General features: G+C 43.3%; 19 protein-coding genes. 12 read left to right on the forward strand and 7 right to left on the reverse strand.

From position 1 onward, the window contains the following. Nucleotides 1-331: 331 nt before the first annotated feature. Nucleotides 332-1,300 carry a calcium/sodium antiporter gene (locus R1T43_RS13975; RefSeq protein WP_317349895.1) on the forward strand — a complete coding sequence of 323 codons (969 nt, stop codon included), beginning with the start codon at nt 332-334 and terminating at the stop codon, nt 1,298-1,300. On the opposite strand, the gene R1T43_RS13980 is transcribed toward R1T43_RS13975, so the two are convergent. Further along, nucleotides 1,293-1,688: a hypothetical protein gene (locus tag R1T43_RS13980; RefSeq protein WP_317349897.1), complete on the reverse strand. Its 396-nt coding sequence runs from the start codon at nt 1,686-1,688 to the stop codon at nt 1,293-1,295. The two genes, R1T43_RS13975 and R1T43_RS13980, sit on opposite strands and share 8 nt — an antisense overlap. A gap of 292 nt (nt 1,689-1,980) precedes the next feature. Here R1T43_RS13980 and asnS point away from each other — a divergent pair, with 292 nt between their 5' ends. Next, nucleotides 1,981-3,378: an asparagine--tRNA ligase gene (gene asnS / locus R1T43_RS13985; protein WP_211069514.1), complete on the forward strand. Its 1,398-nt coding sequence runs from the start codon at nt 1,981-1,983 to the stop codon at nt 3,376-3,378. Nucleotides 3,379-3,514: 136 nt separating this feature from the next. Here the strand turns inward: asnS and R1T43_RS13990 are convergent, their stop codons facing one another. Next, nucleotides 3,515-4,540: a hypothetical protein gene (locus tag R1T43_RS13990; protein WP_317349898.1), complete on the reverse strand. Its 1,026-nt coding sequence runs from the start codon at nt 4,538-4,540 to the stop codon at nt 3,515-3,517. Between the two features lie 349 nt (nt 4,541-4,889). On the opposite strand from R1T43_RS13990, the gene R1T43_RS13995 reads away from it, so the two are divergent. From R1T43_RS13995 to R1T43_RS14020, 6 genes are all read left to right on the forward strand, one after another. Next, complete coding sequence (locus R1T43_RS13995; protein WP_317349899.1) at nt 4,890-5,885, forward strand: paraquat-inducible protein A; 996 nt, start codon at nt 4,890-4,892, stop codon at nt 5,883-5,885. Continuing rightward, the gene (gene pqiB, locus R1T43_RS14000; RefSeq protein ID WP_317349902.1) at nt 5,882-7,516 is read left to right on the forward strand and encodes an intermembrane transport protein PqiB; all 1,635 of its coding nucleotides are present in this window, start codon (nt 5,882-5,884) and stop codon (nt 7,514-7,516) included. Before R1T43_RS13995 ends, pqiB begins: the two co-directional genes overlap by 4 nt. A gap of 162 nt (nt 7,517-7,678) precedes the next feature. Continuing rightward, nucleotides 7,679-8,293, forward strand: coding sequence for a membrane integrity-associated transporter subunit PqiC (locus R1T43_RS14005; protein ID WP_317349904.1), 615 nt, complete (start codon nt 7,679-7,681; stop codon nt 8,291-8,293). A 12-nt stretch (nt 8,294-8,305) separates the two neighbouring features. Next, a complete protein-coding gene (locus R1T43_RS14010; RefSeq protein WP_317349907.1) occupies nt 8,306-9,415 on the forward strand; it encodes a GGDEF domain-containing protein in 1,110 nt (369 codons plus the stop codon). Nucleotides 9,416-9,584: 169 nt separating this feature from the next. Beyond that, entirely contained in the window at nt 9,585-10,739 is a 1,155-nt protein-coding gene (locus tag R1T43_RS14015) for an efflux RND transporter periplasmic adaptor subunit (RefSeq protein WP_317349910.1), read from the forward strand. Between the two features lie 11 nt (nt 10,740-10,750). Further along, nucleotides 10,751-13,906, forward strand: a complete 3,156-nt coding sequence (locus R1T43_RS14020; protein ID WP_317349913.1) for an efflux RND transporter permease subunit — start codon at nt 10,751-10,753, stop codon at nt 13,904-13,906. 182 nt (nt 13,907-14,088) lie between these two features. Here the strand turns inward: R1T43_RS14020 and R1T43_RS14025 are convergent, their stop codons facing one another. Next, nucleotides 14,089-14,454: a DoxX family protein gene (locus R1T43_RS14025; protein ID WP_247670546.1), complete on the reverse strand. Its 366-nt coding sequence runs from the start codon at nt 14,452-14,454 to the stop codon at nt 14,089-14,091. A 128-nt stretch (nt 14,455-14,582) separates the two neighbouring features. Here R1T43_RS14025 and R1T43_RS14030 point away from each other — a divergent pair, with 128 nt between their 5' ends. Further along, nucleotides 14,583-15,485 (forward strand): LysR family transcriptional regulator, encoded by a 903-nt coding sequence (locus tag R1T43_RS14030; protein WP_317349917.1) that lies wholly within the window; start codon nt 14,583-14,585, stop codon nt 15,483-15,485. Between the two features lie 45 nt (nt 15,486-15,530). Here the strand turns inward: R1T43_RS14030 and R1T43_RS14035 are convergent, their stop codons facing one another. Then, the gene (locus R1T43_RS14035) at nt 15,531-16,160 is read right to left on the reverse strand and encodes a TetR/AcrR family transcriptional regulator (RefSeq protein ID WP_211069523.1); all 630 of its coding nucleotides are present in this window, start codon (nt 16,158-16,160) and stop codon (nt 15,531-15,533) included. Between the two features lie 156 nt (nt 16,161-16,316). Here R1T43_RS14035 and R1T43_RS14040 point away from each other — a divergent pair, with 156 nt between their 5' ends. Both R1T43_RS14040 and R1T43_RS14045 read left to right on the forward strand, forming a co-directional pair. Beyond that, on the forward strand, nt 16,317-17,390 hold the full coding sequence (locus R1T43_RS14040) for an efflux RND transporter periplasmic adaptor subunit (protein WP_317349922.1): 1,074 nt from the start codon (nt 16,317-16,319) through the stop codon (nt 17,388-17,390). Nucleotides 17,391-17,393: 3 nt separating this feature from the next. Beyond that, a complete protein-coding gene (locus R1T43_RS14045; RefSeq protein ID WP_317349924.1) occupies nt 17,394-20,438 on the forward strand; it encodes an efflux RND transporter permease subunit in 3,045 nt (1,014 codons plus the stop codon). 111 nt (nt 20,439-20,549) lie between these two features. Here R1T43_RS14045 and R1T43_RS14050 read toward each other — a convergent pair whose 3' ends face one another. The 3 genes from R1T43_RS14050 to R1T43_RS14060 all read right to left on the reverse strand — a co-directional run bounded on the left by R1T43_RS14050 (nt 20,550) and on the right by R1T43_RS14060 (nt 23,443). Continuing rightward, the gene (locus R1T43_RS14050; protein ID WP_317349925.1) at nt 20,550-20,972 is read right to left on the reverse strand and encodes a CBS domain-containing protein; all 423 of its coding nucleotides are present in this window, start codon (nt 20,970-20,972) and stop codon (nt 20,550-20,552) included. 85 nt (nt 20,973-21,057) lie between these two features. Continuing rightward, complete coding sequence (locus tag R1T43_RS14055) at nt 21,058-22,068, reverse strand: NAD(P)-dependent alcohol dehydrogenase (protein ID WP_317349927.1); 1,011 nt, start codon at nt 22,066-22,068, stop codon at nt 21,058-21,060. A 379-nt stretch (nt 22,069-22,447) separates the two neighbouring features. Then, a complete protein-coding gene (locus R1T43_RS14060) occupies nt 22,448-23,443 on the reverse strand; it encodes a zinc-dependent alcohol dehydrogenase family protein (protein WP_317349928.1) in 996 nt (331 codons plus the stop codon). A gap of 110 nt (nt 23,444-23,553) precedes the next feature. On the opposite strand from R1T43_RS14060, the gene R1T43_RS14065 reads away from it, so the two are divergent. Further along, nucleotides 23,554-24,471 carry a LysR family transcriptional regulator gene (locus R1T43_RS14065; RefSeq protein ID WP_317349931.1) on the forward strand — a complete coding sequence of 306 codons (918 nt, stop codon included), beginning with the start codon at nt 23,554-23,556 and terminating at the stop codon, nt 24,469-24,471. Nucleotides 24,472-24,478: the final 7 nt, after the last annotated feature.

The raw sequence follows: 24,478 nt of genomic DNA on the forward strand, positions 1-24,478 counted from the left end.
CTTCTAAATAATATTAAGTAAGTTACAATTCGAGTAGTGCAGCATGAGGAATAATACTCACCACCACTCAAGTAAGAATGGCGCTGAGTTTACGCCTAAAGTGAAAATTGCAAAGTGAATTGAGCACGGCTTTTTTTCATCGTTAAGACAACGAAAACTTATCTATCACATTGGATTATTGATGGCGTAGCGCAGTTGTTCGTTAAAAAGCGCTAGGCGATGATTCAAGCTCAGCTAAAATAAGGCGATAGCCGAAGATAATTGTCGTTTTCACTTAGCTTTTTTATAAAAAAACTGCGAACAGATTTCAGAAAAACAAGTAGGAGATTGTATGTTATTAGCCAGTTTAGCCATTCTTGTGGGGCTACCGGTTTTGCTATGGAGCGCAGGGAAATTTGTAGGCGGCGCAGCATCTGTCGCTAATCATTTTGGGGTGTCTCCCCTTCTAATTGGCATGCTCATTATTGGTTTTGGAACATCAGCACCTGAAATCATTGTCTCAATCTTTGCAGCCATTCAGGGGAATTCAGGTATTGCGCTAGGTAATGCCTACGGCTCGAACATCGCTAACATACTGCTTATTTTAGGATTAACCGCGCTTATCAGCCCTATAGCGGTTAAATCGAACATTATTAAAAAGGAAATTCCTGTATTGCTGGGCATTACCTTTTTCGCCTCATGGCAGGTGCTAGACCAATCGGTTTCAAAGGATGATGCTTTTTCATTACTTGGCCTTTTTGTACTGCTCATTTCGTGGAGTATTTGGCATGGTATGCAAGGCAGTAAAGACAAACTTGCCGATGAATACAGCGAGGAAATAAACGCATCTGAAGGTACAATCAAAACCCATATAATATGGCTTCTTACGGGTCTATTACTGCTAGTAGCCAGTTCTCGCATGTTGGTGTGGGGCGCTGTTGAAGTGGCTACCTACTTTGGCGTTAGCGATACCATCATTGGCTTAACCGTTATTGCGATTGGAACCTCGTTACCTGAGCTTGCTTCATCGCTTATTGCAGTGAAAAAAGGTGAACACGATTTAGCATTAGGTAATGTTATTGGCTCTAACATGTTTAACACATTAGCCGTGGTGGGTATTGCAGGTACTATTCAGCCTATGACCGTAAGTGCTGACTTCTTATATCGCGATGTGGTCGTGATGTTGGCAGCAACCGTAGCACTGTTTATATTTTGCATAGGCTACAAACGCCAAGGGCGCTTAAACCGAGTAGAAGGCGGAGCATTTGTGGCAGCTTATGCCATTTACACCTATTGGCTCATTAGCATCGCCTTTATGTAGCGACTCCCATGGTAGTGGCCAGCGTAATAAGGCTAATAACAGCTATGCTGGCCAATACGAATAAATTAAAACCAAACTGATCACCCTGCCGCCTGCTGCGGCGGGCGCGCATTACAATACTTACCAAACTTACCAACAAACATACTTGCAGCATGATTTGCATGGCTTTTACATATTCAGCCGACCATCCTGTGTCGCCTTCAATGCCCCAATATTCTTGAACACCGCTGATAAAATCGGGGCGAGCAAAGTGAAATAGAACCAAGGTGACTACTAGTGCTAACCACCCTATTACATTGAGGGCCAGCATCACGCGAAAGAAATTCGTTTCGGTTCTAGGTCTTGAACGTCGCTCTTCAACACCGTACGGATTATATTTATTTCCCATTTGTCACTCTGTTCTCTGGCATCCCGCTTTAGGTTGAGTATACTAGCGTGCTATTGGATTATGCGTTATTAGCGGTATTTATTTTTAGTCTTCTCGTAAACGCCATTCTCGCGTTTTTGAAATGACTAAGTGCTATCTCGCTTTTTCAGGATGAAAATTCTAAAACATGCTGAATTATCGGCAGAAAATCCAAAAGATTGACGTAAAAACCATTATTAGTGCAAATGCACATTGTTGTTGCTTGTGGACAATGACACAAAACAGCATAAATCAGTGAGACGGAGAAATTAACATGACGCATGCGCCCGTTGTCGACGTACTTAAAGGTAAGTACGCAGTTGGCGAATCGGTAACCGTTAAAGGTTGGGTAAGAACACGCCGCGACTCTAAGGCTGGGTTATCTTTTATAGCACTACACGATGGTAGTTGCTTTGACCCTATTCAAGTGGTGGCACTGAGTTCTCTGTCAAATTACGCTGACGTACAGCGTTTAACAGCAAGTTGCTCACTATCAGTGACTGGTGTGGTAAAAGCCTCTCAGGGCCAAGGCCAATCAGTAGAAATTGAAGCCACTGAGGTTGAGGTATTAGGTTGGGTAGAAAACCCAGATACTTACCCAATGTCAGCGAAGCGTCACAGTATCGAGTACTTAAGAGAATACGCTCACCTGCGCCCTCGCACTAATGTAATTGGTGCGGTAACGCGTGTGCGTAACTGCTTATCACAAGCTATACATCGCTTCTTCCATGAGCGCGGCCATTTTTGGGTATCTACTCCAATTTTAACGGCAAGTGACACAGAAGGCGCTGGTGAAATGTTCCGCGTATCTACATTAGATATGATGAACCTGCCATTAGACGACAAAGGTAACGTTGATTACTCAGAAGATTTCTTCGGTAAAGAAACCTACCTTACTGTATCAGGTCAGTTGAACGTTGAAACCTATTGCACAGCCATGTCTAAGGTTTATACCTTTGGACCTACTTTCCGCGCTGAAAACTCAAACACCTCTCGCCATTTGGCTGAGTTCTGGATGATTGAGCCGGAAGTTGCCTTTGCTGATTTGAGTGATATAGCTCAGTTAGCGGAAGACATGTTGAAATATGTGTGTAAAGCCGTGCTTGAAGAACTGCCAGATGACATGAACTTCTTTGCTCAACGCATCAAGAAAGATGCCGTTGAACGCTTAGAAAAGTTAGTGAGTTCTGATTTTGTTCGCATGGATTACACAGACGCTATCGATATTCTACAGAACTGCGGCAAAACATTTGAATTCCCTGTTGAATGGGGAATTGATTTATCTTCAGAGCACGAGCGCTATTTAGCCGAAGAACACGTTGGCGCGCCTATTATTATGCAAAACTATCCTAAGGATATTAAAGCATTCTATATGCGTATTAACGACGATGGCAAAACCGTTGCCGCTATGGACGTACTTGCACCAGGTATTGGTGAGATTATTGGTGGTTCACAGCGTGAAGAACGCCTTGATGTTTTCGACGCCCGTTTGGAAGAAATGGAATTGTCGAAAGAAGACTACGCTTGGTATCGCGACCTTCGCCGTTATGGCACCGTGCCACACTCTGGTTTCGGACTCGGTTTCGAGCGCCTAGTCGCTTATGTTACTGGTATGCAAAACGTGCGTGATGTTATTCCATTCCCACGTACACCAGGTAACGCTAGCTTCTAAATTGCGGTTAATTTTGTGTATATAAAGCCAGCACCTTGTGCTGGCTTTTTTATTATTTGTATTCAACGTGACTTGCTTTTAATCGTTCCATGCTTGCCTATTAAAGCCTATCTAATAAGATATAGCTAAGGACTGTCTAAGGCGTAACGCTATTACCAATGGCCGCTGAACGACACGGTATTACCGTATAGGTATAGCCAACCTCATCATTTTCCAAAGGCCTGATAGTTAAAATTTCATAGTCGTTTAATTCCACAATCCGTGTACCTTCTGGAATAGCGCAACGAGAAAACTCATCACTTTCATATTTAAAGATAAACTCAGCCAGCAATTGCTTTTGCATAAGTTTAAACTTCGCACCTTGGGCAGCAAGGTCAAAGCTAGTCTCTTTTTCTTCTTCCGTTGTAGCTGGCGAGGCAGTTTCTGGTAATGCTGTTGCGTTATCGAGTTGGGCAACATTTACACCTCTATCTCCTACTTCTAAGTTTGTTGACACGACCTCAGAGGGCGTGTCTGAGAAAAGGCTTATCGGCCCAGACACCATCGACATCTCATCTATTATTATCAACACCACTATCATCCATACATAGCGAACTAAAGCAGTGGTGAACACAAACCGGTAGTCTGGCGCATGCCATAAGCCATGAACACCAAAAGGCTTCAGCAAAAGTAATACGAGTAAATACAGCGGCATAAGCAATTGAGCAAACACTAGCGCTAATAGCGTGGTAAAGAAAAACCAACTAGGAAACATGAGGATAATGGCAAAATTATGACTGTACGGTAGTGATGCGGCGCTTACCCCCGAAACACTATTAACTAATCCACTTGCCGAGGCCAACGCAAAATTAGCAATTATGGCGTAAATGAAAAGAATTAAGGCTTTGCCCGGCAAGCTATTCCATACCAACATGAACCTTGGCCAGAATTCATAAAGAATGGCGATCGACACCAATACACCGATTACGACATTAAAGAAGACACCCTGAACATCAAAGAACAGTGCACTAAAAAATACCAAGGTTGCAGCAGTATAACAACGCTGCGCCAAATTCAGGCTTTTCCAAAACGTCGCTACCCTTGGAACTCGTGCTAACAAGCCTCGCCTCATTATGCGCTTGAACACCCCTAGGCGGCGCTGGATTTGAATTATTATGCTCATGTAATGTCTTATATTGTGATTATTTTTAGTTGTAATTATCAGCGAAGCTTCCCGCTAACCGTGGAATACGCTATTCTGTTAACAATTACATTTCAACGGTTTAACCGTCGTTTTTATAGTTTGGGTTTACAATCCGGCGCTAAAGCTCGGTTCTACAGTTCAATGTTTCCATTTAGAATAAGGCGTTTGTTTTTTTACCCCTATGACTGAAGGTACTAGGTTAACCCTCGTTTGCGAACAATGCCATCATCGCGTTGTTTTGCCAGAGTTAAATCATCGGGAACGAGCAATATGTCCTCGATGCCATCATACCTTGCTCACATTCAAGAGAAATGCGAGCGAGCGGCTTTTGGCATTTTCAATAAGCGCGTTTGTTTTTCTAGCCCTATCCCTACCTTTTAACTTTTTGACTTTTAAATCAAGTGGTCAGAAGCATAGTATCGATCTTCCCGGTGGTCTTTCCGTGTTAATGGAAAACGACTATTTATCCTTGGCCATTATTACCGGCCTAGCGACACTAATTTTACCCGGCATGGTGCTTTTAGGTTTTATTACCCTTGGGTTAGCACATTTAAACAATGCGAGAACGCCATTTATTAAGCGGATGTTTTATTGGGTGAGAGCCCTGCTACCGTGGAGTATGGCGGAAATATTCTTAGTGGGAACATTAGTTAGCTTGATAAAAGTCACCGAACTAGCCGATGTCGCTATTGGTATGTCTTTTTATGCGTTTATTGGCTTCACCGCATTTATGGCTCTATCAATGTCTAACTTCGACAGTACAGGGTTTGCATTGTGGCTACACGAAGGCGAGTTACCACCGCCAAAACCTTTAGAAGAAAAACAAGCCAGTGGCAGTATACAACGCACTTGGGCACTGCTGCTTACGTCATCCATTTTATATATACCCGCCAATGTATTACCCATCATGCGAACAGAATTTTTCGGCCAAGAAACCCCAAATACCATTATTGGTGGCGTAATTACGCTTTGGGAGGGGGGCTCATACCCCATCGCCATTATTATTTTAGTGGCAAGCGTAGTAGTGCCAGTCGCCAAAATTATCATTCTTTGTTGGTTGAATTTAAGTGTTCAACTTGGCCGAACGGGCTCTACACAATTACGCATTCGCTATTACCGCATAACCGAAGCTATTGGCCGCTGGTCAATGATTGACGTTTTTGTGGTCGCGGTATTAGTTGCACTAATTCAGATGGGCAATACACTTTCTATTTTTCCTGGCCCCGCAGCGCTTGCGTTTTGTGCGGTGGTCTTCACTACGATGATAGCCGCTATGACATTTGATTCACGGCTTATTTGGCAGCACTGGAAACAACTACCATGACAGAAGAGGCAAAAATCACGTCTACAAAATCAATCTCTCGCATATGGATTATTCCCATATTAGTGGTAGTGGTTGGTGGCTGGATGGTTTATCAGCAATGGAAAAATCAGGGGCCTCTGATCACCATAGAGTTACAATCTGCCACTGGCATTGAAGTTAACAAAACCCCCATCAAAGTACGGGATTTAGATGTAGGGCAAGTGAAAAAAATCACGCTAAAGCCCGACTTAGATGGTGTACTAGTTACGGCTCGTATCGATGCTAATGCCTCTCACCTTCTTACTGATAAAAGTGACTTTTGGGTAGTTGCCCCGCGGATTAGTTTTTCAGAAGTATCAGGCCTAAACACCTTACTCTCTGGAAGTTATATCGCCATGGCTGCGAATGACAGCGGTAAAGAACAACTTAATTTTATCGCCCTTGAACGCCCTCCGGTAACACCAGCCGGCACCCCAGGGTTACATGTGATTTTGCAAAGCGATGATGAATTTGCTTATAAACCGGGTGATCCCATCATTTATAAAGGTTTCAAAGTGGGTGAGTTTGAAGATGCGGTGTTTAATATTGAAGAGCGTGTGGTCTACTACGATGCATTTATTGAAGCCCCTTACCATAAGCTTATTACCGAAAATACGCGTTTTTGGGATGTGAGCGGGGTAAAGCTTAAGCTTGAATCCAGCGGCGTCAAAATGGAAACAGGCAGTTTAGAAACTCTGTTAGCCAACGGTATTACCTTTGGTGTTCCTGAAGGGGTTCAAATCGGTGAACGTGTTGTTGAAAATGCCTTTTTCACAATTTACGGCGATATAGCTACTGCCTCAAATGCCCGCTACAAACTTGCCGCTGAATACGTGCTTTTGGTTGATGAAAGTGTTCGCGGGCTTACCGTCGGCGCTCCCGTCGAATACCGAGGCATTGAAATCGGTAATGTAACGGCTATTAACTCGTTTCCTGCCGTGGAAGGCAACATACTTGAACGTGATTATCCTATTCCCGTCATCATTAATATCTACCCTGGAAAGGTGAGACAACCTGACACCGAAGAAGGCCTAAATGCCATCAAGCAAACCATGCGTAATTGGCTTCGTAAAGACTTAAGGGCCACCCTTCGAATGGGTAATGTACTCACTGGCGGCCTTTTTGTAGACTTACAACATGTCTCAAAACCCGATGACAGTGACGAGATAGCGGTGCTGAATGGTTACGAAGTTATTCCAACCGTGTCTAACGAGTTTACGCAGATTACGCAAAAAGCAGATGCTATTTTAGACAAGATAAATCAATTGCCGTTGGGTGACATGGTATCGAATGTGCTATTGGCTGTAGAAGACATGAAGCTGGCTGCCCAATCTGTTGAAACAGCAAGTGATGACTTTGATTTGCTTATTGAAAATGTCGATACCGAGCTGCTCAATACTAATTTAAATCAAGTATTGGTTAGCTTGGACAGCTTGTTAAAGAATTACAGTGAAGGTGGTTTGAGCCAATCTGAAATCAAAGAAACGGTAGATACGATGCAAGATACCATGCGTAATCTTCAGCCTTTATTATTGAAGCTAAATCAGTCACCGAATAGTTTAATTTTTACTGATAGCAATAGCTCTGGTATTGAACCAAAAGCAAAAAATTAGCGAATTAGAATAGTAATAGAAACTTCGCTATCGAAGCACTAAAGCTCGATTGAGTATTGTGGATTACCTAAACAAGCAAATACTCACGTGTGAAAGCTTCTGAGAAAGTTAATGGTTAAGCTCGTAAATAGCAAAGTAGTATTTAAGTACTATAGGATAATAATGAACAATTTTATTAATGACAGGAACGCGCTCATTAGCATTGTGAATAGAACAAGGTTAATACTTGCTTTACTCGTTGGCGCTTCGCTAATAGGCTGTGCATCATCTGGCAGTGCGTTGCAATATTACTTGCTTCATTCCACTACTTCGCCCTCTGCAACCCAGCATGCTTCCAGCCCTCACCCTTTATTAATTAACAAGATTGTCTTACCCGATTATTTAAAGCAAAGAGGCCTTGTTTATCAAACCAGCTCTACCAATTTACATATCGCGACAGAGCATCTTTGGGCCGAGCCCCTCGATGAGGGTATTACCAAGTCATTAAAAGCAGCGCTACGTACCCAGGGTGTAATGTTAGTTACCCATAATGTGAATGCTAAAGATATCAATGACTATTTAACCCTTCAGATAGATGACTTTATCGCTACATGGCAAGGCGATATTATTCTGAGTGGGCAATACGTTATAAAACATATTGATGATTCGCAATCAGCAAAGGATTTTGAGTACATACTCCCGCTTGCTGTTGATGGATTTCCCGCCAGCATTGAAGTGATGCGAGAAGCCATTTATGTGTTGGCCGACGATATAGCTAACGAAGTAACTAAAAGATAAACATTTTTATTTATGCTTAATGCCCTTAAAAAGTTTGTAGAACTTGGAACCGATAGCGAGTTATCTGACGACCTAAACCGTCGAATCAGAGTCGTTAATATGTTTTCGGCTGTGGGTATGGCTGCTACCTTTATTCTTGGCTTTAGAGCGCTTTTCGCACAAGATGCTTTTTTAGCGTGTGTTTTGTTTTCAGCCTCTATCCTATTTGCAATATCTCATAAATTACAATCGACGATAGGGGCAAAGCGAGGCAGCTTTATTTCGGCGTTGGTCTTACTTGCCTGCTTAATGTCACTGATGTTAATACTGGTCGTTACTGGCGGTAATGAGAGTACAGGACCGCTTTGGATATTTACCGTTCCCTCTGTCACTATGTTTTTCGCGGGCTTTCGTCGGGGGATTGTGGCGTTAAGCGGCTTTACTACCGCAATAATTATTATTCTATTCGCTCCTGATAATGCCCTGTTAGTTTCCGAGTACTCTTACGAGTTTAAAACTCGCCTACTCTACTCTTTCATCACCGTTTCTTTCCTCTCGGCATTTTATGAATATAGCCGGCAGCGAAGTTACAATACCGCACTGTATTTAAGCGAACAGTTCGAGCGTCAAGCCAGATATGACCCCCTTACAACATTGCTAAACCGCCGAGGTGGTCAGCAGCAGCTTGAGCAAGAACTCAGCAGGTTACAGCGAAATAAAAAGCCGTTTTCTATTGCGCTCGCTGATATTGATAGATTCAAGTCTATCAATGACACCTTTGGGCATGACGCCGGTGATGAGGTATTAAAACAGGTAGCAGATGCCTTTCGCCGTCGATTACGAGTACAGGATGGACTCTCACGATGGGGCGGCGAAGAGTTTTTGTTTATTTTCCCAGAAACTGATGAGCAGGATGCTAAAACGGTTATCGAGCAAATAAGAGAAAATCTAAGTGCAAAAGCGATGCTGGTTGATGGCAAGTCTCATCGAGTCACATCAAGTTTTGGTGTATGCGAAATTACATCGTCAATGACCCTCACTACTGCGTTAAACTTAGCCGATCAGGCGTTATACCAAGCAAAAAATGACGGCAGAAATAGAGTGTGTAGCGCATCAGAGCTTAAACGCAAAACTAGCTGCTAGCGCACCATCAACTTACGTTGATCCCCTTCCAAATCCTTTTCAAGTAGAGGTATTCCTCACACTGAGTCTTTACATTTATTGACTCACGTTTCGTTACAATTGATGAATAACTCAGACACAATTTGGCGTTAAACTACACTCCGCTAATTTTTTCAAAAAAGACCCAATTATGAAATGGATGAAATTCATACTTCCCGTTGCCATCTTGGTAGTAAGTTATTTTATAATGAAAGGCATTGAAGCATCGGCTTCAGATTCAGCCATAACAGAAGCGGTAGACACTCGTCCCACCGTCACTATCGAGCAGATAGATGTCGAAAGCTCTGTTATTACATTATCTTCTTACGGCGAAGTGCAGCCGCTCGAAAGTACTAACCTAGCCGCTCAGGTTTCTGGCGAAGTGGAGTCTTGGAATCCCAACTTTGTAAGTGGCGGTTTAGTTCGTCGAGGTGAGTTATTGTTCTCGGTAGAAAAAGATGCCTACGAGGCAGCGTTATTACTTGCGCAAGCTAACCTTTCCAGTGCTCAAGCTCAATTAATACAAGAACAAGCACAAGCAGATGTAGCGGCACAAGAAGCCAAATCTATGCCTGATGCCAGAGTCACTGACTTGTATCTTAGAAAACCACAAGTCATGAGCGCTCAGGCATCCGTTAAATCTGCAGAAGCCCAACTAAAGATTGCCAAGCGTGACTTAGATAATTGCGAAGTGACAGCCCCTTATGATGCCCTAATTATTTCTAGAGATATTAGTACTGGTGATTATGTTACCCAAGGGATGACCGCAGCGGTTATCTATAATATTGAGCAGGCTGAAATCACTTTCCCTATCGCAGGCTTCGACCGTATATTCTTAGATGAAAACACCTTGGGCGCCAAAGCGATACTTACCCTAGATGATTTAAGCAAAACACAAATTACGGCCACTATCCACCGCGACACTGGTATTATCGATAGTGCCACCCGCATGACGCATTTTGTCGCCAGAATTGAAGACCCCTACGCCTTAAATCAAAACAACCCTATTGTTAAATTCGGTACATACGCCACGATTAGCTTTGAGGGTAAAAGGCTAGAGGATGTATACCGTATTCCTCAGGAATTAGTGACCAACCGTACGCTTTGGACAATTGATGACGAAAGCAAGTTGGTCTCGCAAAAAATTGAGGTTATTCGTGAAGATGGCAGCGACTTTCTTATTCAAGGTAATTTCAACCCTAACAAAGTGGTGATGTCATTACCTGAATATCCGCAAAATGGCATGGAAGTAAAAATTATCGATAATAGCGCTGATATTGTGGCAAACAGCGACACCGCTGAATAGGAGCGCCGCCAATGAATAAAACGAATTCTGAAACCGGCATTATCGCGTGGTTTGCCAATAATGCAGTCGCCGCTAACCTTTTAATGATATTTATCATTTTAATGGGGTTGGCCAGTTACTTTACCATTCAGCGCCAAATGTTCCCTAACATCGAAATTAACTACATTACGGTGTCTGCACAATATCCTGGTGCTTCTCCCCAAGAAATAGAAGAAAGTATCCTTATTAAAGTAGAAGAATCGTTAAAGGACGTAACCGAAATTAAAAAAACGGTAGCCCGTGCTTTTCGAGATTCAGGAACAGTGACATTAGAAATTGATACCGATGAAGAACTCACTGATGTTCTTGATAAAGTAAAACTAAGAGTTGACGGTATCGCCACCTTCCCTGCCGGTATGGAACCGGTAAATATCTCTCAAATTGAGTTCCAACAAGACGTTATTGAAATGCCTTTAGTGGGCGACTTGCCCCTTCCTGAACTTAAAGTTATTGCCAAAGATATTGAAGATGAGTTACTTCAACTAGGTAATGTTTCCTTGGTAGAAATATCGACACCTGACGATGAAATAGCGATAGAAATAAAGCCGGAAATGCTGCGCAAATACAGTCTTAGTATTGCCGATGTTAGCCAGGCAATAAGTAACTATTCAACGAATATATCGGCTGGGCAACTACGTACTAACGCCGGAATCATTTCTGTTCGAGTAGAAAACCAGTATTACAGCGGCACCGAATTTGCTCAAATTCCCGTGAAGATAGGCACAGCGGGTGCAAAAGTTACCTTAGGTGACATAGCGACAATTAAAGATGGCTTTACCGAAGGGGAACGCTACTTCAAATATAATGGTAAAAATGCCATTTATATGTCGGTAAGTGCAACTAAATCTCAAAATACTATTCCTGTTGCGAACACCGTAAAAGCCTATATTGAGCAACGGAATAAAACTCTCCCAGATGGGGTGAGCTTAGAAATACTGGTCGATATGACTTACTACTTAAATGCTCGCTTAGACATGATGCTAAAAAACCTGTTTCAAGGCTCAATTCTTGTCGCCTTGATGCTTACCCTCTTTCTTCGCTTTAAGCTAGCATTATGGGTAATGGTAGGCTTACCCGTGTGCTTTTTAGGCGCAGTAATGCTGATGCCTATTTTTGGTATTAGCATTAATATTCTTTCGCTATTTGCCTTCATAATGGTGCTGGGTATTGTAGTCGATGATGCCATTGTTATAGGGGAAAGTGCCTATACCGAAATAGAAAGCAAAGGTGGAGGTATCGATAACGTAGTACGTGGTGCAAAGCGTGTTGCAACGCCAGCCACATTCGGTGTTTTGACAACCATTGCGGTATTCGCCCCGTTTACGCTAAGTAGCGGCCCTGAAGGAGCCTTCTTCTACAATATCGCTATTGTGGTTATATTCTGTTTAGCCTTCAGCTTAGTTGAGTCAAAGTTGATATTGCCTGCGCATATTGCCCATACCCATTTTACACCTATCAAGAAAGGTAGCTGGCGGGATAAATTTAACACGCGATTCTACGGCTTTGTAAACGGGCCTTATAAGCGGACGGTTGAGCGTGCGCTAAAATGGCGTTGGGCGGTGTTTTTTCTCTTCTTTGGTATTTTGATGATCAGCATTGGGCTAATCAACGCGAACTACGTTCGTATGGTGCCTAACCCGAAAGTACCGCATGACTTCCCTAGCGTTCGCATCGAAATGAATGAAAACGTGTCGGATGCAACTACCATTAGCGCGTTAAAGACCATAGAAAAAACCATCTTAGATGTTGAAGCGCAGGTTATTGATGAGTTTGGCACCGGTATGATTCGAGACAGGCTTGCCTTTAACAATGAACGCACCCAAGGGCAAATTCTGACGCCTTTAGTGCACGAAGATAAGCGCCCTATTGATACTTTTGAATTAGCAAGGCGCTGGCGTGAAGCCATACCTGAAATTCCCGGCATGAAGTCATTTACTGTGATTGATGATGTTAATGGGGGTGGCGAAGATGGCGAGTTTGGCTATCTTTTATTTGGCTCAGATATCAATACATTGAACGCGGCAGGATTGAAGTTTATTGAAATGCTGCAACAGCAAGATGGCCTATTCGATGTTAGTTCAACCATAGATCCTGCCAGTAAAGAAGTGCAACTGGTTATGCTGCCCGTAGCCTATGATTTAGGTTTAACGTTATCTGACATCGCCTCTCAAGTTGGGGCTAGCTTCTATGGCGGCGAAGCCCAACGGGTTATTCGTAATGGCGAAGAAGTGAAGGTAATGGTGCGATACCCTGAACTTACCCGAGAGCGGTTTGCTGATTTAAAATATACCGTTATTAAAACACCTCAAGGACGTGATGTCTTACTTGGCGACGTAGTATTGTTGGAAGAAAAACCTGGAATTAGTTACATTCGCCGTGAAGGTGGTTATCGCAGCGTGTATGTGTGGGGAAATATTGACGAAGAAGCGGTAGAGCCGAACGAAGTAGTCGAAGAAATTCGCGAAAAACTACTTCCACAACTTCAAGAAGAGTTCCCATCGGTAATGACTGAGTTGGGCGGCGATATTGAAGAACAACAAGCGCAGCAAAGTGAGCAATTATTGTTTTTCTTAGCGGCAATGATTATGGTTTATATCCTTTTGGCTGTGCCGCTTAAAAGTTATGGGCAACCGCTTATCATCATGTCGGTTATTCCGTTTAGCTTTACTGGGGCTATATGGGGTCACTTCTGGCTCGGTTTAGATTTAAGCATGATGTCTACTTTTGGCCTGATAGCCGCCGCAGGTGTAGTAATAAATGATTCCCTCGTTATGACGGATTTTGTCAATCAACGCCGGGCACAAGGTTATAGTGTAAAAGAAGCAGTAACAGAAGCAGGAAGTGCTCGCTTTAGGGCTATCACACTGACTTCTATTACTACCTTCGCCGGTGTATTGCCTATTATGTTTGAAAGTAGCCTACAAGCTGCGTTCGTGGTGCCCATGGCGGCCGCTCTTGGTTTTGCCGTACTTTACGCTACGCTGGTAACGCTGATATTAGTGCCGTGTTTATATTTAATACTACTCGATTTAACCATTCCGTTTTCTTGGATAAAAAGTCGGATTTTCAGACAAAATCAGGTGTTAAATATGGATGTTAATACTGAGATTGGAATGGAAAATAAATAGTACCGCCGCTCATTTTGCAGTACGTGGACTGCGCGGTTGATTACTATCAACCGCGCTTTTTAAAGAGTGTTTATTCTTGCAAAAACCGTATCAGCTCACTATGCCTAGGCTCTCCCAATAGTGGCATAGGACCGCTACCATAAGGAATATAGGCCACAGGTGTTAAGCGATTCGCTGCAGGTCTAGCTTTTGCTGGAATGAGATTCGCCATTGCGAACCACAAAAATATAACTCACCAGTATCGCTAATATTAAAGCCGGTATTACATTGGCGACAGCATCATAAACAACATGAAAATAAATAGCGCCAAGCATAATAATAAACAAACCGACACACGCATAAATGCTGGTTCGGCGTAACCATATCCCCACGGCACCGGCAACTTCACATGCCCCAATAAAATAGCCGAACCACAACGGCAACCCCATTGCTGCGAACGACATGTGCATCTGTTCTACACCGGCTAATTTTGCTAAACCAGCAGACGCAAACGCCGCACTTGCTAAGCCTAAGCTCACCCACATTCCTACTTTCTTTGCTTTGCTCAAGACCTTCTCCATTAAAATTCATAGCTAATTACTATTAACTTGCATAAAGCTTAAGCAAATAAATTAATAAATAATATTGAATGTATTTTAATAACTAATAAACTTAAAGTTTATGTTTTGGACCCAGCATGAAACTTGAACAATTAACTATGTTTCAATCTGTAGCTGAACTAGGCTCGCTCAGCAAAGCCAGTGTTAGACTACATAAAACCCAACCTGCAATTAGTCAGAGTATTAAGCAATTAGAAACCACGTTGGGCATTACTTTGTTTAATCGGTCAGCCTATCGGTTAACCTTAACAGACGAAGGGAAAGTGCTATATCAACAAACTTTGCGGGTTTTAGATGAAGCCAACTCATTGCGTAATATCGCTCACAATATTGCTTCGGGTAACGAAACCAGTATAACGTTAGCAACCGAGGCAACTTACAATTTAAAAGGTATTGTTCCGATACTCGCCAATGTACAAAAGCAATTCCCTAATACACAATTGATCCTTAAACAGGAATATTTAACTGGTGCACTTGAAGCTCTACTTCAGCAAAATGCCACCTTTTGTTTATCTCCGTTAACGCCAGATCTCCAACAAAACAATCAAATAGATAGGCACATGTTAAGTTCAGGCCGACTCGTTAATGTGGCATCACCGCAACTCATTGCAAGACATCCTAGGTTGCATACAAGTACTGAGTTAATTAACGAGTATCAAATCGTGGTGCAAGATTCAGGGAAAGGTTCACTGAATAAAAGTTGGGGTGTACAAGATGGGCAACGATGTTGGTACGTTAATGACTTCGCGACAAAAAAGATGCTTATTGAAAGCGGCATGGGCTGGGGGAAATTACCCGGACACCACATTCAGAGAAGTATAGAAAATGGCAAGTTGGTACAATTACAACTAAGCGATACCGACAATTCAATAACTTTCGATTATTACATTATCAAAAATAAAAAACAGTATTTGGGCCCGGTTGCACAAACTTTATGGGAGCAATTTAAAAACTATACTATTAACACATTGGTTCAATGACACGCTATTAAAGCAACTCACGTAATTTCTAAATGATGGGAAAAGTTATGCAGGTTGTTGCGAGCTAACCTCGTACCGACACAAAATAAGTGCGGCCGTACTTTTAGCAATATCTAACTTTCGGGCATCAGTTAAAGGGTCTTCTAGCTTAAACAATTGAGGCCAAAAACATTGCCCTTTTACAAGGCTATCCAACTCTTCAACCACTTGGTCAATGTCATCAAAATCCATACGGTTATCTTTTTTAGCGGCTTTTAACCACCGATATATGGCTTTTTCTTGTGCTTGAAGTTGAGCAACTTCATCTTTTAAACGGTTGGGCTCATAAAAAAAGTGACCAATAGCAACGCGGGCCAACTCTAGGTGTTCATCATCGCTCATAAAGTTTATGTCGGCCATAATAAGGTCTGTGAGTTGGTCGGCGATTAATATTTCTGCGTTATAGGGTGCACCTATATCAACAAGGGCAGATTGCCACTGCTCTTTAATGAGATGCATCACCAACTCTTCTTTCGCTGAGAAATGGTTGTAAACTGTTCTTTTAGACACGTTCGCTAGCTCAGCCAGTTTATCCATACTGGTTCCGTTTACGCCAAACTCTTGAAATGCCTGCTTTGCCGCTTGAATAATGGCATCTCGCTTAACATCGCTTCGGGTACGTGTAGTACTAGTCATAGTTTTTGCTGTCTAAAAATATTATGCGACCATTTTACACTGCGCAGTTTACTTTTCAATGGATGATCTTTAAAATGCACCGCACAGTTTACTTTAATTATAGTGAATATAGTCGTCTATACTGTGTTCACCACAAATACGGATCGAAAAATTCTTATGCCCATTTCGCGAATTCGTCACCTTGTTGCGTTTACTGCTTTGTCTGTTCTCACCCTTGCTGGGTGTACAACAGAGAATGACACTCAAGAGAAAACCATCGCCCCCCGCTATGTGAAACTTGCCGAGGTGAGCACTGTTCCTGCCTTTGATGAATTTACCTTTCCGGCAGTGGTTTCTGCGGTGAAAACGGTAGATCTTAGTTTTGAAGTGTCAGGTCGGTTGGTACAAACCGATTTAACGACGGGTAACGATATTGAAGAAGGAAAGCTGTTAGCCACCATTGACCGACAGCCCTTTGAGCGCCGAGTTGATGAACAACGCACTCGCTTAGAACAATCTAAACGCGAATTAGATCGTATTGAAAAAATGTATGCGCAGAAACTAGTAGCGCAAAGTACTCTTGATACAGCAAAGACCACCTATGAATTAGCTGAAATAGAACTAAAAACGGCAAAGCAAGATTTAAGTTATACGCAGTTATATGCCCCTTTCGATGCCAAGGTTTCTCAGCGTCTTGTTGAAAACAATAGTTTTGTAGCTGCAGGAACTCCTATTGCTCGTCTACAAGATGTTTCTAAAATTTACTTTAATATCAATGTTCCTGAAAGACTACTCACTGCGAATCTTAACCGTGGTATCAAGCAAGCTAGTGCGTCATTAACGACTGAAGAAACACAGTGGTATCCCGTTAATTATGTAGAACATAACACTCAGCCCGACCCAGTTTCACAAACCTACGAAGTGGTTTTTGCTATGGAACCACGGGAAGATTTACCCCTCACTCCGGGTGCACGAGCCGTTGTGAAAGTAAGTTTACAAGGTTCGCCATTTCCCGATGGTGTAGTGGTTCCGGTGCAGTCATTAGTGGGTGATAAAGCCTCTGGCTTTGGCGTTTGGGTTTACAATGAAAGCAGTAAGTTAGTAAGCAAAGTCAGCGTAACCGTCGAACATATTCACGAAGATTTCGCGGTAATTAGTGGTTCATTGAAGCTGGGTGAGAAGGTGGTTGCGGCAGGTGCGACCAAAATGCGAGCCGACATGAAAGTCCTCCCTTACGAGGGAGAAAAGTAAGTTATGGATATCGCTCGTTATTCAATTGATAAACCCGTAAATGTATGGCTCATGGTGGTAATACTGCTACTGGGCGGTATTATTGCAATGACCAATATTGGTCGTTTAGAAGACCCAGAATTTACGATTAAGCAGGTGAAAGTTTACACCAGCTATTCGGGCGCGGGAGCCGAGAAAGTGGAACGGGAGGTTACTGAACCACTCGAAATTGCTATTCAGCAAATGCCACAACTCAAAGAGCTCACCTCAATATCTTCACCAGCTTTATCCGAAATTACCGTTGAAGTAAAAAGTAACTATGACAGTAATGAGTTACCTCAAATTTGGGATGAACTCAGAAAGCGTCTGCGAGACGCAGCGACATCCTTGCCAACGGGCGCACAAGACCCTGTAGTTTTCGACGATTTTGGCGATGTTTATGGGCTTTATTACGCCCTAAGTGCGCCCGACTTTACCACCAGCGAGTTACGGGAATTTGCACGATTAATTCGAAGAGATCTCCTCACTACTGAAGGGGTGGCAAAAGTCACCGTAAGTGGTGTACAGACTGAACAGATAGTGGCCTATGTGAATCCTTATCAGCTAGCTGGTTTAGGGATTTCCTTTCCTGATTTAACCTCGCTGTTTGAAGATAACTTGCGCCCTTTTAACGGCGGCAGGGTTTTGGTAGATGAAAAGAACGTACGTTTAATTGTGGAGCGGGCGCCGGATAAAATTAAAGAAATATCTAACCTTTCTTTAGTTATACCTGGTACCAATCGCTCTATTCGTGTTTCTGATGTGGCCACGCTTAAGTTAGAGCCTGCCGATATACAATCGCAGCTTATTCGTTATAACGGTAAAGAAGCGCTAACCGTTTCGATTTCAGCGTTATCTAACGTAAACATAGTAGATGTAGGCACGCGGGTAAATGCCAAAGTTGACCATTTACTTAATACCCTTCCGGTGGGTATTACCCTTACCCCTATTTACGACCAAGCCGCGGTAGTTGATGAGTCGGTAGATGGTTTTATTGCCAATCTTGTGATGTCGGTAGTTGTAGTTACCCTTACGTTATGCCTATTTATGGGTTGGCGCTCTGGTGTGGTAGTGGGCACGGTGCTGCTGGTGACAGTGCTAGGCACTATTCTCATCATGTGGCTAATGGATATTCAGCTTCAACGTATATCGCTTGGCGCTATGGTTATTGCGATGGGGATGTTAGTAGACAATGCCATTGTAGTCGCCGAGGGAATGATGCTGAGAATGGCAACAGGCGCATCGGCAAAAGATGCCGCTAGCTTTATCGTAAAACGAACTCAATGGCCTTTATTGGGGGCAACGGTAATAGGTATTGCCGCGTTCTCCGGTATTGGATTATCTGATGATGCTACGGGCGAATTCCTCTATTCCTTGTTTGCCGTAGTCTTAGTTTCATTACTGATGAGTTGGGTACTTGCTGTTACTTTGGTCCCCGTGCTCGGCGAGTTAGTGTTCCGTAAAGGTGTGAAGCAAACGGATGGTGACGAACCGACTATGATGCAGCGTTGGTTCACTAAAACGCTTACTGGGGCACTAAAACTGCGTTGGGTAACCATTGCCGTACTGTTGGTCATTACCGTGGTAGCCTATGGCAGTTTCGGTATGGTTAAGCAGGGCTTTTTCCCTCCTTCAAACGCACCGCTTTTCTTTGTGCATTATTGGGGCCCTCAAGACCGTGATATTCGTGCTACCGAAGATATTATTAAAGAAGCAGAACAACGTATTTTAGCGCAGGAAAATGTAACGGCAGTTACTACCATTATTGGCCAAGGTGCCGACCGCTTTACCCTTACTTACGCCCCTAAAAGTGCCAATGAAAACTATGGCTTTTTCATGATAAGGGTAAACGAGTTAGAAAATATTCCCGCCGTTCAAGAAAAGCTTTCCGGCTTGCTCGATAATATCGATCTTGATGCTAACTTCTACCAAGAACGTATGCAATTTGGCCCAGGCTCTGGTGCTAAAATTGAGGCTCGATTCTCAGGCCCTGATGCCGAAGTGCTCAGAACCTTAGCTGAAGAAGCAAAAGGCATGATGTTGGCTGATGGTAATATCAAAGATGTTCGACACAATTGGCGTGAAAAAGGTGTTGCTATTAATACCCAGTACGATAATTACAATGCGGGTATTGCCGGCGTGTCGCACTCAGATTTCAGTCAAACCGTACAATATGCCAGTAGCGGATTGCGGTTAGGGAGTGTGCAAGACGGAGACTATGCCTACAGTATTGTAGCGAAAATGGGACAGCCTGATGACACTGCCATTCAATCAGTTAGAGAAAGCCAAGTGTGGTCGTCTCAGCAACGTCAGTACGTGCCTTTTACCCAAGTGTCGAGCGGCTTAGATATTGTTACAGAAGAGCTTCGCATTCACCGAAAAGATAGATTACGTACTATTACGGTAGAAGCTGAGCCTGGCGACAATGAAACTGCTGCAAAAGCATTTGCCCGTATTCGCCCTCAAATTGAAGCGATGGACATCCCTGCTGGTTATGCCCTTGAATGGGGTGGTGAGTTTGAAAGCTCGAGCGAAGCGCAAGCTGCACTTGGTGCGGGTTTACCTGTGGGTTTCTTAGTCATGTTTATCATTTCAGTATTGCTATTCGGTCACGCTCGACAGCCGCTTATTATCTGGTTAGTGGTGCCTATGGCGATTGTGGGTGTCGTGACAGGACTTTTGTCGACAAACATGCCGTTTGGCTTCATGTCACTTCTTGGGTTCTTAAGTTTATTCGGCATGTTAATTAAAAATGCCATCGTGCTTATCGAAGAAATAGACTTACAGATTGAAGAAGGGCTAGAAATTAAAAAGGCTATAGTGGAAGCGACGTTAAGCCGTTTGCGTCCTGTAACGCTAGCCGCTTTAACCACTATTTTAGGTATGGCTCCACTGTTATTCGATGCGTTCTTCGCAGACATGGCGGTAACCATTATGGGTGGACTAACCTTTGCCACCATTCTCACGCTAATTGCAGTACCTGTGCTTTACAGTATTTTGTTTAAGGTGAGTTATCGAAAAGCCAGTTAGTTTATAAAGCGCAAACTAGCTAAAAATAAAAAAGGTGCGTATAGACGCACCTTTTTTATTATTGTAATCATTGAGCTCGTTGTCGTTTTAACACCTCACTCAACTAAGCTTTTAACCTTTCTTTGCATTCACCCTTGCTTCCATAAAGCGCATGACATCTCGCCAAGATACAATGCCAATAGGACATCGTTTCTCATCAATGATGGGGATACAAGAAATCTTGTTTTCATTGAACAAAGAAATTGCATTAACTATTGAATCATTTGCACGAAGGGTTAATACGCTTCGTGTCATAATCTGATGCGCCTTTTTCTCCAGTGTCGCTCTGTCACGAAAACGCTCATTAACGGTATTAGCAAAAGGGCTAGTCGCCTTTAATACGTCACGGTCTGAAATGATGCCCTGCAATTGATTTTGATGCACGACGACTAAATGATGAAACCCGGTTTCAGCAAACAAGGTTTGTATCAATTCTAGGCTATCATCCATGTGCACACTGACTACGCGTGTTGACATGATGTGCGACAAACTCATGGCATTCCTTTTTCATTGACCCAAGCAATGTCTATTTTGCTCAATAAAGGCGCAGCGCGCAACATTACTGCCTCAATGTGTCGAACTAAAGACTCACGCAAATTTTACCGAAGTGCTTACCCGATGCCTCAAAAGTAAAGGCATCTGATAGTCTTTCAAGGGCAAATGTAGTATCGATGACAGGTTTAAAGTTCATGCATTCTAAGGCACTGACAAAGTCCCACTGGTTTTTATTACTCCCCACAATGATGCCAGTTAACCTAATTTGCTTTCGCATAAGGGTAGCCGTTGGAATATCACCCTTAATACCGGTTAAAACACCAATAAGTACAATACTTCCCCCTACTCTACAGGCATGAATAGATTGGCCTAAAGTGGCTGGCCCACCAACTTCAACCACGTGGTCGACACCTTTTCCGCCAGTCCATTTGGCAACGGTTTTGCCCCACTTTTCGTCCGTTTTATAGTTAACTGTGAAATCTGCACCCAAGGCTTTTGCTTTCTCTAATTTATCATCTGAGCTTGAGGTTATTGCTACTTTCGCCCCCATTGCTTTGGCAATTTGAAGCGCATAGATAGACACACCTCCAGTGCCCAACAACAGAACCGTATCGCCTGCTTTCAAGCCACCTTCAACCACTAAAGCCCGCCACGCAGTTAGTCCTGCTGTTGTGATAGTAGCCGCTTCTTCGTGAGACCATCCTGAAGGTGCTTTAGTAAACCATTGCTGCGGCTTTACCACGACTTCCTGGGCGTAACCGTCAATACCATCTCCGGGAGTGCGACTAAAATCACCCACCGTTGGTGCGCCGCTTAACCAGTCAGGAAAGAAGGTAGAAACCACATGGTCGCCTGGAACAAACTGTGTAACGTCTTCCCCTACTTCTACAACGACGCCCGCGCCGTCAGACATAGGAATTCGGTCACCCTCTGTGGGAATAGCGCCTGTCGCGACGCTGTAATCATGATAATTTAAAGAGCTAGCATGGATCCTTACTTTAATTTCGTCATTGCCGACGACGGTTGGCTCTGTTTCGTTTGCGCAGTAGAGCGGCGCTAAGCCTTCACTGTTGTCTTTCAAACGCATTACTTTCATAAGATTTCCTTCCTGATTAGCAAGTGAAGATAGTTTAGGGGATGTTTACAGTTGCGAGTACAAAATACCAATAGCGCTAAAAAAGGCGCAACGCAACAAATGAACATAAGTAAATATGACCTCTTGATTAGTACAAACATGAGGATATTGACGATTAATTAAAGGCGAGAGGAAAAATAAAAACCCCTTGGCGAGCATAACTGCCAACGCCAAGGGTAAAAGTGCGCAAAGGGAAAGCACTTAGGAGAGCCCTTAGGGAAAGTAAAGGTACAAATTTAAAAGTTAATACAAAAACTTATATTAGAGCTGATGTAATTGCTTATACATAAACTCTTACAAGCTCTCGTAGAATAGCTAGGTCAAAGCCAGTCACAAGTGCTTAAGAGGCTACATCAATAACGATTTTGCCCATAGCCTTGCCGCTTGCTAAGCGCGCATGTGCATCACTCGCTTGCTCAAGGGTAAACGTCTCGCTATCTAATACTGGAGTTAACGCGCCTGCATCAACAATATCTGTAATAGCGCGTAATATCGCTCCGTGATTTTCACGTTTGTAGTTGTGGATCATAGGGATAAGCATGAACACAACATGTAAACTCAAGCCTTTGAAATGCACAGGGGTAAGATCTGTTTCAATAAACGACACCGTCGTCGCCACCTGGCCGCATAATTTTGCCGCTTCAAAAGAGTTGGGTAAGTTACCGCCACCCACAGAATCGTAAACCACATCGAAACCAGCACCATCGGTATGCTTAGCGACGTAATCAGCCACTTTTTCTGAGCGAAAATCAATGTAAGTCGCACCGAGCTTTTCAATCAGTGAAGCTTGTTCATCTGAGCCGCCAGTAGCAAATACAGTCGCACCAAAGTGACGAGCCATTTGAATAGCAAGATGACCTACGCCGCCAGCGCCGCCATGCACTAATACGTTTTGCCCTTTTGCGGTTTGCGCGCGGGCTAAGCCCTCATACGCAGTAATGCCAACCAAAGGTAGGGCGGCTGCTTCACGCATCGACAACGATTTAGGCTTAGGTGCAATTAGACGAACATCGGCTAACATTAATTCAGCTAAGGCACCTTGCAAGTCGGCTAGACCACCTGCGCAACCATAAACTTCATCACCTACGCTAAAGTTATCTACGTCTTCTCCAACGGCTTCAACTGTACCGGCGAAATCCATACCCAACACACCGCCGGGTAGTTTAGGAGAAAATGGTAGGTCTTGACCCATTTCACGTATCATGGTGTCTACTGTATTCACGCTGGTTGCCGCAATACGCACAATGACGTGGCCCGCTTTAATTTGCGGCGCATCTATTTCAGTGGCAGTGAATACTTCAGAGCCACCAAATTCGTTAATAACCATCGCTTTCATGTGAGTTAGCCTCGTTGCGTTAAGTTCGAGACTAATAATAGCCACTAGCCAGGCATATGATAATTGGGTTATAAACACATACAGTTTTTAGATTTTATTGATAATCCATTATGAACATCGATCACCTTAAGCTTTTTGTACGTATCGCCAATACCAATAACATCAGTGTGGCTGGACGTGAATTGAATGTTTCACCGGCCGTGGCCAGCGCTCACATCAATAAATTGGAAGAAAATTTGGGTGTGCGACTTATTCACCGCACCACGCGTAAAGTGTCGTTAACCGATGAAGGAAAACTTTTTCTACCTCACGCTGAAGAAGTGTTATCAAGTATTGAAATAGCCCAAGCGGCGGTTGGCGTTGGCTCGCAAACGCCACAAGGTACATTGCGAGTAACCGCGCCAGCTTCTTTTGGTCGCCTACACTTGGTACCTGCAATGGAAGAATTCTTAGCAGCGTATCCGCAGTTAAATATCGATTTTCGCTTTAGTGACAGCATTGTAGACCTGATAGAAGGTGGATTTGATGTAGCGATTCGCGACGCCGTGCTTCAGGACTCAAATCTACATGCTAGAAAACTTGCCGATGACAAGCGGATTATTGTTGCTTCACCTGCTTATATTAAAAAATATGGCGAGCCTGAGACTCCTCAAGACATACCTAAGCATGCAGCTGTGAACCTTATGGGTTTAGAAACATGGGAGTTCAATACGCCGCAAGGCGTTGTATCTATAAAGCCAAACACGCGTATCCGCATGGATAATGGTGAAGCGGTACGAGATGCCGCGATTGGTGGTAATGGGTTAACGCTTACCGCCACTTGGTGTAGCTATCCGTATCTTCAAAGTGGCCAGCTAGTCCAAGTATTGAAAGATTACCCACTAACGGCTGAATGCGCACTATGGGCGGTATATCCCAGCAACCGTTTATTAGCGCCCAAAGTGCGGGTGTTTATCGACTTTTTAAAGGATAAGTACAGTGGCGAACCTTACTGGGACAAAGCGTTAAAAGAAGCAGGCCTAATTTAAGGAAAAC

The sequence above is a fragment of the Alteromonas sp. CI.11.F.A3 genome, assembly GCF_032925565.1.
GTDB lineage: Bacteria > Pseudomonadota > Gammaproteobacteria > Enterobacterales > Alteromonadaceae > Alteromonas.